The sequence below is a fragment of the Planotetraspora phitsanulokensis genome, assembly GCF_016863295.1.
GTDB classification, from domain to species: domain Bacteria; phylum Actinomycetota; class Actinomycetes; order Streptosporangiales; family Streptosporangiaceae; genus Planotetraspora; species Planotetraspora phitsanulokensis.
The window spans coordinates 50,163-64,315 of record NZ_BOOP01000040.1 but is presented as its reverse complement, the minus strand read 5'-3'; the positions used below and the strand labels follow the sequence as shown (position 1 = coordinate 64,315).

The 14,153-nt window shown below is 70.2% G+C and carries 11 protein-coding genes; 6 read left to right on the top strand and 5 right to left on the bottom strand.

Annotated features, from left to right (window positions below; genetic code table 11):
* Window positions 1-101: 101 nt before the first annotated feature.
* The 3 genes from Pph01_RS35485 to Pph01_RS35475 are packed head-to-tail and all read right to left on the bottom strand — an operon-like array spanning window position 102 to window position 4,424.
* Window positions 102-1,400 carry an alpha-2,8-polysialyltransferase family protein gene (locus Pph01_RS35485; RefSeq protein ID WP_204077593.1) on the bottom strand — a complete coding sequence of 433 codons (1,299 nt, stop codon included), beginning with the start codon at window positions 1,398-1,400 and terminating at the stop codon, window positions 102-104.
* A complete protein-coding gene (locus tag Pph01_RS35480) occupies window positions 1,397-2,338 on the bottom strand; it encodes a glycosyltransferase family 2 protein (RefSeq protein ID WP_204077592.1) in 942 nt (313 codons plus the stop codon). The genes Pph01_RS35485 and Pph01_RS35480 overlap by 4 nt, the downstream gene beginning before the upstream one ends.
* 13 nt (window positions 2,339-2,351) lie before the next feature.
* Window positions 2,352-4,424, bottom strand: a complete 2,073-nt coding sequence (locus tag Pph01_RS35475) for an N-acetylneuraminate synthase family protein (protein WP_204077591.1) — start codon at window positions 4,422-4,424, stop codon at window positions 2,352-2,354.
* A 166-nt stretch (window positions 4,425-4,590) separates the two neighbouring features.
* Here Pph01_RS35475 and Pph01_RS35470 point away from each other — a divergent pair, with 166 nt between their 5' ends.
* Entirely contained in the window at window positions 4,591-5,517 is a 927-nt protein-coding gene (locus Pph01_RS35470) for an alpha/beta hydrolase (protein WP_204077590.1), read from the top strand.
* 15 nt (window positions 5,518-5,532) lie between these two features.
* On the opposite strand, the gene Pph01_RS35465 is transcribed toward Pph01_RS35470, so the two are convergent.
* Entirely contained in the window at window positions 5,533-6,918 is a 1,386-nt protein-coding gene (locus tag Pph01_RS35465; RefSeq protein WP_204077589.1) for a HAMP domain-containing sensor histidine kinase, read from the bottom strand.
* Window positions 6,919-7,149: 231 nt separating this feature from the next.
* On the opposite strand from Pph01_RS35465, the gene Pph01_RS35460 reads away from it, so the two are divergent.
* On the top strand, window positions 7,150-7,770 hold the full coding sequence (locus Pph01_RS35460) for an ACT domain-containing protein (protein ID WP_204077588.1): 621 nt from the start codon (window positions 7,150-7,152) through the stop codon (window positions 7,768-7,770).
* A gap of 18 nt (window positions 7,771-7,788) precedes the next feature.
* On the opposite strand, the gene Pph01_RS35455 is transcribed toward Pph01_RS35460, so the two are convergent.
* Window positions 7,789-9,066: an ABC transporter ATP-binding protein gene (locus Pph01_RS35455; RefSeq protein ID WP_204077587.1), complete on the bottom strand. Its 1,278-nt coding sequence runs from the start codon at window positions 9,064-9,066 to the stop codon at window positions 7,789-7,791.
* Window positions 9,067-9,379: 313 nt separating this feature from the next.
* On the opposite strand from Pph01_RS35455, the gene Pph01_RS35450 reads away from it, so the two are divergent.
* The 4 genes from Pph01_RS35450 to Pph01_RS35435 are packed head-to-tail and all read left to right on the top strand — an operon-like array spanning window position 9,380 to window position 14,152.
* A complete protein-coding gene (locus tag Pph01_RS35450; RefSeq protein ID WP_204077586.1) occupies window positions 9,380-10,666 on the top strand; it encodes an extracellular solute-binding protein in 1,287 nt (428 codons plus the stop codon).
* A 3-nt stretch (window positions 10,667-10,669) separates the two neighbouring features.
* Window positions 10,670-11,632: a carbohydrate ABC transporter permease gene (locus Pph01_RS35445; protein WP_204077585.1), complete on the top strand. Its 963-nt coding sequence runs from the start codon at window positions 10,670-10,672 to the stop codon at window positions 11,630-11,632.
* Window positions 11,629-12,483: a sugar ABC transporter permease gene (locus Pph01_RS35440; protein ID WP_239117251.1), complete on the top strand. Its 855-nt coding sequence runs from the start codon at window positions 11,629-11,631 to the stop codon at window positions 12,481-12,483. Before Pph01_RS35445 ends, Pph01_RS35440 begins: the two co-directional genes overlap by 4 nt.
* 25 nt (window positions 12,484-12,508) lie before the next feature.
* The gene (locus tag Pph01_RS35435; RefSeq protein ID WP_204077584.1) at window positions 12,509-14,152 is read left to right on the top strand and encodes a glycoside hydrolase family 13 protein; all 1,644 of its coding nucleotides are present in this window, start codon (window positions 12,509-12,511) and stop codon (window positions 14,150-14,152) included.
* Window position 14,153 lies beyond the last annotated feature (1 nt).

Below are 14,153 nucleotides of genomic sequence, written 5' to 3'. Positions count from 1 at the left end.
TTCACCTGGCCGTCTGAGAACGAGAATGCCCGCCGCGCACACAGCGGCGGGCATTCTCGCCTTTCGGGGCCCAGAGCGTTCCCGCGCGGGGGAGACCCGGCCTAACGCCCGATGAGGCGGCGCAGCCGTGACGTCGGCGCCGCCACGGGTTCCGGCTCCGGGGCAGGCTCGGATTCCGGGACGGGCTCAGGCTCCGGTAGCAGGTTCAGCACCTCGAGCCGCCGCTTCTTGAAGTACCGCGCGTGCCCGTTCGCCTCGACGTATGCCCGCGCGGTCTCGCGCAGCTCCGGGTGACGCTCACTCTGCATGCAGTACGCGACGGCGCCGATGAGTTCGCCGAGGTCGACGGGTGCGGGCGCGGACAGGGAGCCGTCCGCGGCCAGCCGGGGGACGCTCGCGTCGACGATCGTGACCGGGATCCGGTTACTGTTCTCGAACGGCTTGAGCCGCTCCAGCAGCAGGTCCGTGCCCATGGACGCCACGGGCAGGCCGAAGAACTTCCGCGCCGTCATCAGTGCCGTGGAGAAGCAGCTGACGACGAGTGCGGGCCGTACCTTGGCGAACAGGACCTCGGCGGGGATGTGCTCACCCGCCATGACCAGGTGCGCGCCGACGTCCGCCGCGATCCGCTTGAGCTGCATGCTCTGCCGCCGTCCCGCGGCCGGGTGCGGTTTGAACACGATCCGCTCATGCCCCCTGGCGACCAGGGCCCGCAACATGGAGGCGTGCAGCTCGGCCTCCTCCTGCGGGGTGACGATGCCGAGGGCCGCCAGATACTGCCCGAGCACGACCGCGTCGCCCTGCAGGCCGTCCGGCTCCGTGGCCGCGACCTGCGCGACGACCCGCCGGAAGGCGTCGACCGGCAACTCGTGGGACGGCACGCCGTGCTCGGTGAGGAGCAGGGGAGTCAGACCGGGAACCAGGCCGAGATGGATGAGCCGGGCGACCCTGGCGGAGATCTCCGCTGGCAGCGGGTCCCTGGTCGGGCTGTGGGCCATCAGGCCGTCGGAGTAGACCGTCAGCCTGCAGTCCTTGAACAGCCCGGGCAGCGTGCGGGCCGGCGAGACGATGACCGACTCCAGGACCAGTTCGTCCACGCGGTCGATGCCCAGGTGGGATTCCAGCAGCCGTGCGAACAGGGGCGCCTCGACCGCGCGGGCCTTCCACTCGGACGGGTGCAGCGGCGCGATGATCTCGTTCCACGAACGGATCTCGTCGAACCTGTCGCGCAGCGCGGCGAACCCGGGCGTCTCGTCCAGAGACTGGGCGACCTCGGGGATGTCCGCGTTGTTGGTGACGAGCAACACCCGCCGGTCCGCGGAGCCGAACGCCCCCGCGTCGATCGCGGCCGCGATGGTCATCGCCCCGAAGAACCGCGAGGCGTGGAACACCTGGTTCATGAGCCCTCCTTCAGGCGCAGCAGCGTAGCCTGCCGCTCGGGCTCGTTGGTCGCGATGGCCTCGGCGAGAAGATCCTCCGGGAGGGCGGTCAGCACCTCCGTGGCCCGGGCCGAGAAACGGGCCGCGGTCTCCGGGGTGAACCGGTGCCCCGCCTCGAGATGGTTGACGAGCAACGCGCAGAACGTCCGGATCGCCTTGGGCCGGAACCTCTCCTCGACCTCCGCGAAGACCTGCTCGAACGCGTCGAAGAAGTACAGCTGCCGATCGTCGCCGACCTGCGTGAGGGAGCCTGGCAAACCCCGGCGGTAGAACACCCCCGCAAGCGACACCATCGCGAACGACCTCGTCCGCTGGTGCAGCCGCCAGATCCACGGACGGTCCTCGGCCGTGTGCAGGCCGCTCGGGAAGGTGAGCAGCTCACCCAACTCGCGGCGGTAGATGCCGGCCCATGCGAAGGGGTAGTCGACCAGCGTCTTGGCGCCTGCGGGCAGGATGGACTCCCGCGGGTCGAGGACGACGTTCCTGCGGGCCTCCGGCGCGCGGAAGATCTCCCGCTTGCGGCCCTCCGCCCGGATGTGGTCCACCCGGACGAAGTCGCAGCCGAACCCCTCGATGGCCGACACCAGCTGGGCCAGGTAGCCGGGCGCCAGCCAGTCGTCGCCGTCGAGGAACGTCACGTACCTGCCGGTGGCTTGCCGCAGCCCCAGGTTCCTTGCGTCGGCGAGGCCGACGGGAGCCGGGTTCCTGATGACCGCGAGCCCCGGCAGGTCGTCCCGGAAGTCCTCGACGACCTCCGGGGTGGCGTCGGCCGATCCGTCGTCGACGACGATGACCTCGGTCCGGAACGTGCTGGACACGTTCCGGACCAGAGACGTCAGGGCGTCGGCTATGTACGGTTCCCCGTCACGGACCGGCACGACGACCGAAAGTGTGATCACCAGCCCTCCGCGATCACACGGTGGTGCGGCGCAGGCGGGCGCGGGGGGCCTCCTCGCCCGGGAAGACGCGCTTGACGCCGTCGCCGAGCGCGCTCTCGATGATGCGGATGTCCCGGACCAGGTGCTCCAGGCCGCTCGGCTCGAGGGAGGCGGCGTGGTCCGAACCCCACATGGTCCGGTCGAGCGTGATGTGCCGCTCGACGGTGACCGCGCCGAGCGTGACCGCCGCGAGCGAGATCTGCAGGCCGCGCTCGTGACCCGAGTACCCGACCGGCACGCCGTACCTCTCCTGGAGGGTGACGATGGTGCGGAGGTTCGCCTCTTCCGGAGGCAGCGGGTAGGTCGAGGTGGCGTGCATCATCACGAGCTTGGAGGTGCCGAGGATCTCCACCGCCTTGTCGATCTCCTCCAGCGTCGACATGCCGGTCGACAGGATGATCGGCTTGCCGGTGCTCGCGAGCGCCCGGAGCAGCTCGTGGTCGGTGATCGACGCGGACGCGACCTTGTGCGTGGGAACGTCCATCGCCTCGAGGAACTCGACCGAGGGGACGTCCCAGGGGGAGGCGAACCAGGCGAGCCCGCGCTCCTCGGAGTGCTTGGCGATCTGCGAGTACTCGTCGTAGCCGAACTCGGTTCGGATCTTGTACTCCATGTAGGTCATCTCGCCCCACGGAGTCTGCCGGATCTGGCTGCGCTGCTCCACCGGCACGCAGATCTCGGGAGTCCGCTTCTGGAACTTGACGGCCTGGCAGCCGGCGTCCGCCGCGACGTCGATCAGCCTGCGGGCGATGTCGACGTCGCCGTTGTGGTTGATGCCGATCTCGGCGATCATGTAGACCGGCTGACCGGCGCCGACCAGCGCGTCGCCGATCTGCACGGGAGCGGGCTGGGGCCGCGAGGCGGCCGAGGTGACCGTGACGGTCGGCCGGGCGACCGGGGCGGCCGCGTCGGCCTCGGGCCGGGCGGCGAGCACGCGGTCCGACAGCTCGCGGACGGCTCCGGCGCCACCCGGGGTCGACAACACCACACGCGCGGCGGCGCGGACACGGGGGTGGGCGTCGGGTACGGTGACCGGCCAGCCGACGAGGGACATCGCGGCGAGGTCGTTGACGTCGTTGCCGATGTAGGCGACCCGCTCGGGGTCGAGGCCCTCGCTCGAGAGCCACTCGCTGAGCGCCTCGTGCTTGGTGGCCAGGCCCTGGACGACGGGCACGCCGAGCTTGGCGGCGCGGGCGGCGACCACGGGGTTCTGCTCGGACGACAGCACCAGGACCTTGACGCCGGCCCGCTTGAGGAGCGAGACGCCCATGCCGTCGGCGCGGCTGACGGCCACGAGCTCGCGGCCCTCGGAGTCGACGAACGCGCGGTCGTCGGTGTGCACGCCGTCGAAGTCGGTCACCACGGCGTCGACGTCGATCGGCAGCGGCCTGTCCACGACGGGGGCCAGGGCCCGGACGATCTTCAGGTCCTCGGGGGTGTCCACCTCGACCGAGTGCTCGGCCGGGACCTGCTGGACGGCGATCCGGCCGAAGAAGCGGTGCCCGTGCTCACGCAGGCCCTCGGTGCGCATGACGTAGAACGCGCCGGTCTCGCGGAACTGGGCATCGCGGTCCTGGCGGCGGGGACGGGTCGCGGGGTCGTGGTTGACGCCGTGGCCGTCGCCGGTCCAGACGAACTCGTAGGTCTCGGTGCCCGAGAACACCGAGTCGGCCTCGCCCGCCACGACCTTCGCGATGGCCGCGTCGAGGTCCGCCGGGTCGATGAAGGCGCTGGTGCACTGCACCAGGAGCACGATCTCCGGGTCCTCGTCCAGGCCCTCGGACAGGGCGTGCAGGACGGCCGATTCGCTGGAGGCGGTCGAGCCGCTGATGTCGGCCGGGCGGCGTACGACGCGCGCTCCCGCGTTCTCGGCGACTTCGGCGATGCGGTCGTGGTCGGTGCTGACGACGACCTCGTCGATGAGCTCGGCCTGCACACACGCGGCGACCGCTCGCGCGACCAGTGGAGTGCCTCCGACCTTCTCCAGGTTCTTCAGCGGGACGCCCACCGAACCACCACGGGCGGGGACAACAGCCAGCACTCGCACGAGTGACTCCTTCTGCACGCGACGACAGTTCCCCCAGATTGGGGGTGCCCCGAAACCTAGTCAGTGGGAGCGCTGGTTGGGCGTGAGTCAGCTGAACAGGTATAGGCCGCATGTTTAACTTTGGATGACGTCGAAGCGCGCGATCTCGGTGGAGAGAGGTGCGGGAATGCGCCGGATCTTTGCTGCTCTGGCCTTGTTCGCCGCTGTGGCGGCGTGCTCCGGGGCGCCGGGCACGACGACGGAAGGCACCGGAGCGGGGGCACGGATCACCGCCGTCGAGGGGCTGAGCGCCAGGGTGGACCGCCTGTCGATCCGGTCGCCCGCGCTCGGCCGGGAGGGTTCGGTCTGGGTGCTCAAGCCGGAGGGCTGGATGCCGGGGTCCGCGGGATGGCCGGTCCTCTACCTGCTGCACGGCTGCTGCGTCAGCAGAGGGGACGCGTGGCTGGTGTACGGCGACGCCGAGCGGATTACGGCCGGCCTGAAAGCCGTCGTGGTCGTCCCGGAGGGCGGCGAGATGAGCTGGTACTCGGACTGGCTCGACGGCCCCGCCTGGGAGTCGTTCCACCTGAAAGAGGTGATGCCTCTCGTGGAGGCGCGTTACCGCACAGGTGACCGCCGTGCGGTCGCGGGTGCCTCCATGGGCGGGTTCGGCGCGCTCGCGTACGCGGCCAGGCATCCGGGCGTCTTCGAGGCGGCGGCGTCGTTCTCCGGAGTGATCGACACCGGATACGACCCCGGCGGGCTCGAAGGCCTCATGCGCGATTACGGCGTGGACCCGCGGGATCTGTGGGGGGACGCCCGGGAGCGGCCGGAGGTCTGGAAGGCGCACAACCCGGCGGACCTGGCCGGGCGCCTGGAGAACGTGCGCGTCTACCTCGCGTGCGGTGACGGCCGGCCCGGTCCGCTCGATGGCCGGGGTGAGGCCGTGGACGAGGGGGAGCGGTCCATCCTCGAGCGGAACCGGCGCTTCGTCACCGCGGCGCGGGCCGCCGGCGTGGCCGTCACCACGGACTTCTACGGCGCCGGCACCCACGACTGGCGGTACTGGATCCGCGAACTCGAAGACGTGTTGCCCGCGCTGCTTCCCGCCTGACGCGGCCCGGTGCGCTCATCGGTCCGGAGACGGCGGGTCGCCGTCGGGGGGCGGTTCCTGCGGGGCCCGCGGGAGGCGCACGACGAACCTGACTCCCTGGTCGACGTCCTCGACGGTGATGGTCCCGTGGTGGGCCTCGACGACCTCGCGCGCGATGGCCAGGCCGAGCCCCGTGCCGCCGTCCCGCCTGCTCCGCGCGGTGTCCCTGCGGTAGAACCGTTCGAAGATCCGCTCCCGGTCCTCCTCGGGGATGTGCTCGCCGTCGTTGACCACGGACAACACGACGCCCTCGTCGTCGCCGCGGACGTCCACGCTGACGCCGGTGGCCGCATGGCGTTCCGCGTTGTCGAGCAGGTTCGTCACGACGCGGGCGATCTGGGCGGGCAGCCCGCTCACGATCACGTCCGGTTCGAGCTGCAGCCGGATGGGCATGTGTCCCGATCTCCGCTTCACCTCACCGGAGACCAGCCGTCCGAGATCCACACGCTCGCGGACGGTGTGCGGGGTCGTCCCGATGCTGGTGAGCAGAAGAAGGTCGGAGACGATCGCCTCCAGCCTGGTCGTGTCGCGCAGCGCGGCGTCGATGGCCACAGCGGTGTCCTGCGGGTGCAGCCGCGCGTCCTCAAGTTGGGCCCGGATCCCGGCGATGGGGGTGCGCAGTTCGTGAGAGGCGTCGGCGGCGAGTTGCCGCTGTTGCCGGATCGACTTGTCGAGCCGGGCGAGCGCGTCGTTCGCCGTGCGGGCGAGGCGCGCGATCTCGTCGTCGCCGGGAGGTTCGGGGACGCGGGATCCGGGGTTGTCGGCCGAGACCTCCTCGAACTCCGAGCTGATGGCCTCGACCGGGCGTAACGCGCGGCCGGAGACGCACCACGCCATCAGCCCCACGCCGCCTCCCAGGACGACGACCAGCAGGAGAAGTTCCAGTTCCGGGAAGCGGCTGTCCAGAATCGCGGGCGCCGAGCGCCCGGCGTAGACGATCGGGGAGCCGGCCGTGTCCGAGACCCGCACGGCGGTCAGGTACACGCAGTCGCGGTTGGGGACCGAGCACGTGGTGGTCTGGGCGACCCGGGTGTCGGAGGACGGCCGTATCGACGTGAAGGCCCGCAGCCCCTTGGCGGCGGCGCTGGTGGCGATCACCGCGCCGTCCGCTCCGGTCACCGTGATCAGGTCTATGCCGCCGTCCGCCGTGGGGATGACCGTGGGCGTCCGGCCGTCGCGGATCTCCGCGGCGATCCTGCTCGCCACGTCGAGGCTGTCGTTCCAGATGTGAGCGGCGACGGCATGCCGGACGCCGACGTCGGCGGCGATGGAGACGGGGATGAGGACGAGGGCGGCGGCTGCGGTTGCGATGAAGGTCAGCCGTGCGCGCAGAGATCGCGAACGCGGCCAGGGGAGGGGCATCCCCCGAGGTTACTCATGGTCATCGCGCAGTATTTCGCGACATTCTCAAGCCATTGCCAAAGTTGGTCAAAGTTCTCAATGGTCCCGCCTGGGGTGGGGACGTCTCCGACCCCGGGCCGTACGGCGGTACGGACAGCGGCGGGAATCGGGAGGCAATGGCATGACCCATTGCCGTAATGAACCTGAAACCTCGGTCGGACACTGTTGTTGTCGCACAAGGAGGTGATACGGATGTTGCTGCGGCTACGGGTCTCGCTCCCCGACCGGCCGGGGGTGCTCGGCCAGGTGGCCCGGGCGTTCGGCGTGATGGGGGCCGACATCCTGCAGGTGACCGTCCTCGAACGGCAGGCGGGCAGGGCCGTCGACGACTTCACCGTTTCCTGGTCGGGGGTGTTCGAGCCCGGCGAGCTGCGCGAGCGGATCGGCGTGGTGCCGGGCACCCGGGTGGAGGCGGTCTGGCCGACCAGGGAGGCCCCGGGGACGAGCCCGGACTACGATCTGCTCGGCCATGTCGCGGGAGAGCCGGACCGGGCCGTCGTCACGCTGGTCGACGCGGTGCCCGACGTGGTCAGCGCCGACTGGGCGGTGGCCGTCGACTCGGGGAACGGCAAGGTCGTGCACGGCAGCTGGCAGGCTCCCGAAGTGGTGCCGGTGTCCGAGCTGACGCCGCTGCGGCCGTCCACCGTGAGCGAGGGGACCCTGCACCTGGCGTGCGTGCCCATGGACGACACCCATCTCGTGGTGGCCCGCTCGCAGGGGCCGGCCTTCCACCGGGCGGAGCTCGACAAGATCGCTCGTCTCGTCGGCATCGTCGCCGTGCTCGCCCGGGCGGGCGTCAGCCGTACGGTCTAGGACGGCCGGGCCGCGGGGTCAGCGGCGCGGGGGATCGATGCGGTCGCCGGCCTGGGTGAACAGCATGAGCCGGGAGACGTCGACGGCGACGCGGCCGTGTTCTCCGGCCCTCCACACCGGCCGGCTGCCGAGGCGGACGATCAGGTCGGCGCGGCGGTGGGTCCCGCTGCCGGCGCCCACAGGGGGCGTGTCCTGCTCGTCGTCCTGCGCGCCGTTGCTGAGAAGGCGGCGCATGACCGATCGTGATCTGGCTCCGGCCTGGCCGCCGCCGTTCGTGTGCCGCGGGTCGGGCGGCTCGGGGACGACGACCGCGGGGATTCCCGCCTCCAGATAGGCCAGCCATTCGTGGCCGTGGTACTCGAGCGTGCGGACCCGCCCGAAGAAGGTCGGGCCCTCGGTGTGCTCGGGCACGGGCACGAGCGCGTCCGGCCGGATGCCGACGATGATCTGCGTCCCCGCGTGCCGCGACACCGCGTAAGCCCGTGGATCGGTCCACTGCATCGTGATCTGGTGCGGGCCGAAGTCCAGGAGTATGTACTGGTTCTGCGGCGTGCGCACGTTGGCGGCCAGCAGGTTGAGCTGCTGGGAGCTCAGGAACGCCGCGGTGAACGCCGTCGCGGGATCGTTGTAGACCTGTCCGGGAGTGCCGATGTCCTGCAGCACGCCCCTGTTCATGATGGCGATGTGGTCGGCCAGCGTCAGCGCCTCGACCTGGTCGTGCGTCACGTAGATCGTCGTCACGCCGAGCGAGCGGACGAGTGAGGAGATCTCCATCCGCAGTTCCGTCCGCATGCCCGCGTCCAGGTTCGACAGGGGCTCGTCCATGAGGAACAGGGACGGCCGGCGCACGATCGCCCGGCCCATGGCGACGCGCTGGCGCTGCCCGCCGGAGAGGGTCGACGGCCGCCGGTCCAGGGTCTCGTCGATGTGCAGGGCGCGGGACAACTCCACCACCCGCTCCTTCACCGTCGCCGGGTCCGTCTTGGCGATCTCGAGCGGGAACGCGATGTTGCCGCGCACGGTGCGGTGCGGGTAGAGGGCGCCGTTCTGGAAGACCATCGCCACGTCGCGGTCGCGGGGCGCGAGGTGGTTGGCGAGCTGGCCGCCCAGCCACAGATCGCCCTTGGTGATCTCCTCGAGGCCCGCGATCATGCGCAGCAGCGTCGACTTCCCGCAGCCCGACGGCCCCAGCAGGACGAGCAGCTCACCTTCGGCCGCCCGGAGGTTCATGCGGTCGACCGCGAGGTGCCCACCCGGGTAGACCTTGGTCACGTTGTCGAGGACGACGGTGCTCATGCAAGCTCGTTCCTCCCGGGCACACGAGCCCGGATCCCCAGCCATCGGTGTGATTGATGAGGTAGTACATCGCGTCTGACGCCTTGTGTCCATACATGTTGTGAGAAATCCGGCATCACTGTGAAACCTGGCGTTACTGATACGTTTCCCATCGTTAAGGCTGTTTGTCAGGGCTTATTCATGACCTGGGGTGACCGCCGGGCGCCGGTCAAATGTAACGACTTTGCTGAAAGTTTCAGCAAGGCCTTTCAAGGGTGTGCGGACCCCTGTTACGTTCCGGGCAAATCCCCCCGAGCCTGAGGAGTACGACATCATGCGGCGAGTCATCTGCGCCGTGGCGGTCGTCGCGGCGCTCGCCCTGGCGGCCTCCGCCTGCGGCGGCAGCGACACCGGCACCCCCCAGCAGAGCGTCGCGCCGGGCGACGCGTCCGGCGAGGTCACCTGGTGGGACACCTCCGACGCCACCACGGAGGCGCCCGCGTTCCAGGAGCTCATCAAGAACTTCGAGGCCAAGTACCCGAAGATCAAGGTCAACTACGTGAACGTGCCGTTCGCCGAGGCGCGCGACAAGTTCAAGACCGCCGCCCAGTCCGGTTCCGGCGCCCCCGACGTGCTGCGCACCGACGTCGGCTGGGTCGCCGAGTTCGCCTCCCTGGGCTACCTCGCGCCGCTCGACGGCACGACCGCGCTGGTGAATCCGGAGGAGTTCCTCCCGTCCCCGGCGGCCAGCGGCAAGTACGGCGGCAAGACGTACGGCGTCCCGCAGGTCACCGACACCCTCGGACTCCTCTACAACAAGGAGTTGCTGAAGAAGGCCGGCTACGACGCTCCTCCGGCGACGATGGCGGACCTGAAGAAGGTCGCGCTCGACGTGAAGTCCAAGGCCGGCGCCGACGGCCTCGCGCTGAACGTCGACGCGTACTTCCTGCTGCCCTTCATCTACGGCGAGGGCGGTGACTTCGTCGACGTGCCGAACAAGAAGATCACCATCTCCTCGCCGCAGACGACCGCGGGTGTGAAGATCGTCGAGGACCTGATCACGTCCGGCGCGACCGCCAAGCCCGCGCTCCAGGACAGCTACACCAACGCAGAGACCGCCTTCAAGGAAGGCAAGGTCGCGATGATCTTCAACGGCCCCTGGTCGAACGCGGACAACCTCGGCGGCAAGGTCTTCAAGGACGACCCGGACAACTTCGGTGTCGCCCCCGTCCCGGCCGGAACCGTGAAGGCGGGTTCGCCGGTGGGCGGTCACGACTACACGGTCTACGCCGGTTCCAAGAACCTGGCCGCGTCCTACCTGTTCATCCAGTTCATGGCCTCGACCGAGAGCCAGGCCGCCATCGCCGGCAAGCTCGGACTGCTGCCCACCCGCACCCCCGCGTACACCGCGCCGGAGGCCACGGCGAACCCCAAGATCGCCCAGTGGCAGAAGCCGATGGAGTCCGCCGTCGAGCGTCCGTGGATCCCCGAGGCGGCCTCCCTGTTCCAGCCCCTCGTCGAGGGCTACCAGAAGCTGGCCGGCGGCCAGACCGCCACGGAGCCGATGCTGAAGGACGTCGCCACGGCCTACCAGGGCATCCTCAAGGGCTGGAGCCTGTGACACATGACGACTGACGTCGTCGGGCGGCGAAGGGCCGCGCCCCACTCCGGGGCGCGGCGCTTCCTGTCCCGTCACTGGTACGCGTGGGCGATGACCGCGCCGGTCGTCGTCGTGACGCTGGTGCTCGTCGGCTATCCGCTGCTCCGCGGCGTCTACCTCTCGCTCACGGACGCGACCGAGGCCAACATGGGCCGCACGATCGGGATGAACGTCATCCCCTCGACCTACGAGTTCGTCGGCCTGGCCAACTACGCGGACATCCTGACGTCCAGCACGTTCGTCTCCCGTCTGACCTGGACCGTCGTGTGGACGATCGTGTGCGTGGCGCTCCATGTGGGCATCGGGTTGGGCATGGCGATGTTGCTCAACCGGCCGATGCGGCTGCGGTCCCTGTACCGCGTGCTGCTCGTGCTGCCCTGGGCCGTCCCCGCCTTCGTGTCGGCGTTCATCTGGCGCTACCTGCTGAACGGCGAGTTCGGCGTGGTCAACGCCATGCTCCGGGCAGCCGGCTTCGGCGGGATCAGCTGGCTCGACGACCCGCTCTGGGCCAAGGTGTCGGTGATCGCCTGCAACGTGTGGCTCGGCGTGCCGTTCATGATGCTGGCGCTGCTGGGCGGCCTGCAGGCCATCCCGCGCGAGCTCCACGAGGCCGCCGAGGTGGACGGCGCGACGCCGTGGCAGCGATTCCGGCACATCACCCTTCCCGGGCTGCGCCCGGTGTCGAGCACCGTCGTGCTGCTCGGCACGATCTGGACGTTCAACCAGTTCCCGGTCATCTTCCTGCTGACCAAGGGAGGGCCGGGCGGTGCCACCGAGATCCTCGTGACATACGCCTACCGCCAGGCGTTCGAGGGCATCCGGGACTACTCCGGCTCGGCGGCGTGGGGCATGGTGATCCTCGCCCTGCTCGTCGTGCTGGCCGGCGTGTACCGGCGCGCCCTCAAGCGGCAAGGAGAAGCCTGGTGAGCCGCGTCGCCTCCAGGACCAGGGACTCGCGGTCGCCGGCGAGGTCCGTGGCGTTGCACCTCACTCTCATCGCGGCGAGCATCGTCTCCGTCTTCCCCGTCGCCTGGCTGGTCCTGACGTCGCTCAAGCCGCGGCAGGTCATCGAGACGGCGTCCGTCGGCATCTTCGAGCAGCCGACGCTCGCCAACTACACGCAGGTCCTCGGGCAGACGAAGTTCCTCACGTGGGCCGCCAACTCGGTCATCGTGTCGCTCGCGACGGCCGTGCTCGGCGTCCTGCTGTCGGCCACCACGGGATACGCCGTCAGCCGGTTCCGCTTTCCCGGCTTCCGCTCCGTCATGTGGATGCTGCTGATCACGCAGATGTTCCCCGTGGCGATCCTCATCGTGCCGATCTACAACCTGATGGCCGGCCTCGGCCTCATCAACCAGTTCCCGGGACTGGTCGTCGCGTACCTGACGTCCACCGTGCCGTTCTGCGCCTGGATGATGAAGGGCTACTTCGACACCGTTCCCGTGACGATCGACGAGGCGGGACGGGTCGACGGGCTCACGCCGTTCGGCACCTTCTGGCGACTGATCCTGCCGCTGGCCAAGCCGGGGCTCGCGGTGGCCGCCTTCTACTCCTTCCTCACCGCGTGGGCGGAGGTCGCGTACGCGACCGCGTTCATGACCGGCGACGAGAGATACACCCTCGCCGTCGGGCTCAGCCAGTTCGTCGGGCAGCACAAGGCGGAGTGGGGACTGCTCACCGCCGCGTCCGTGCTGATCGCCATCCCGGCGGCGGCCGTCTTCCTTCTTGTCCAGCGCCATCTCGTCACCGGCCTGACCGCCGGTGCGACGAAGGCATGACCATAGTGAGAACCGGGGGATCCCAATGACCGAGCTCGCCGTCCCGCCGTCCGCGGTGGCCACCCGCTGGTGGCGCGACGCGGTGATCTATCAGGTGTACGTCCGCAGTTTCGCGGACGGCAACGGCGACGGCGTCGGCGACCTGCCGGGAGTGCGCAGCAGGTTGCCGTACCTCGCAGAACTGGGCGTCGACGCCGTCTGGCTGACGCCGTTCTACACCTCGCCCATGGCCGACTTCGGCTACGACGTCGCCGACTACCGGGACGTCGACCCCATCTTCGGGTCGCTGGCCGACGCGCGCGCCCTGATCGAGGACGCCCACGCCCTGGGGCTGCGGATCATCGTGGACGTGGTCCCCAACCACACCTCCGACCGGCACACGTGGTTCGCCGCAGCCCTCACGGGCGCTCGTGGCGGACCCGAACGCGACCGGTACGTCTTCAGGGACGGCAGGGGAGAGGCGGGGGAGCTGCCGCCCAACGACTGGGAGTCCGTGTTCGGCGGGCCGGCGTGGACGCGGGTCGAGGACGGGCAGTGGTACCTCCACCTGTTCGCCCCCGAGCAGCCCGACCTCAACTGGGACAACCCGGAGGTCCACGCCGAGTTCGCCGACGTGCTCCGCTTCTGGCTCGACCTCGGCGTGGACGGCTTCCGCATCGACGTGGCGCACGGCATGGTGAAGGCGCCCGGCCTGCCCGACGTGGGACGCCCGGGGCACGTGGAGATGATCGGCGTCGCCGAGGTGCCGTTCTTCGACCAGGAGGGCGTGCACGATATCCACCGTGCCTGGCGGCGGATCCTCGACTCCTACGAAGGCGAGCGCATCGGCGTGGCCGAGGCGTGGGCGCCCTCGGCCGAGAGGCTGGCCCGGTACGTCCGGCCCGACGAACTGCACCAGGCCTTCAACTTCCACTTCCTCAAGACGCCGTGGGAGGCCGCCGCCTTCCGCGCGGTCATCGAGGAGTCGCTCCTGACCGCCGCCCTCGTCGGGGCGCCGTCCACCTGGGTGTTGTCCAACCACGACGTCAAGCGGCACGTCACCCGGTACGGCGGGGGCGAGCGGGGCCTGCGCAGAGCGCGGGCGGCGGCGCTGCTCATGCTGGCGCTGCCCGGCTCGGCCTACGTCTACCAGGGGGAGGAGCTCGGCCTGCCGGAGGTGCTCGACCTGCCCGAGCGTTATCTGCGCGATCCGCAGCGGCTGCGCGACCCCGACAGCGGGCGGGACGGCTGCCGCGTGCCGCTCCCGTGGACGGCGTCGGGGGAGCCGCCGCACGGCTTCGCCCCTCCCGGCTCCGTCGAGAGCTGGCTGCCGATGCCTCCGCAATGGCGCGACCTCAGCGTGGAGGCGCAGACGCGCGACGGCGCGTCCATGCTGAGCCTCTACCGCACCGCGCTCACGATGAGGCGTGAGCACCCCTCGCTCGGGGACGGCACGCTCATCTGGCGGGACGGTCCGGCGGGCACGCTCGTGTTCTCCCGCGGTGATGACTTCACCTGCGTGGCCAACCTGACCGGGGACTGGGTCGAGATCGAGGCGGGCCCCGGCGAGCTGCTCCTGGCGAGCTCGGGCCCGGCCGTTGCGGGAGACGTCGTCAGGCTGGCGCCCGACTCGGTCACCTGGTGGTCCGGCGATCTCGGGGACGCCGTCCGGCACGCGGACGATGTCTAAA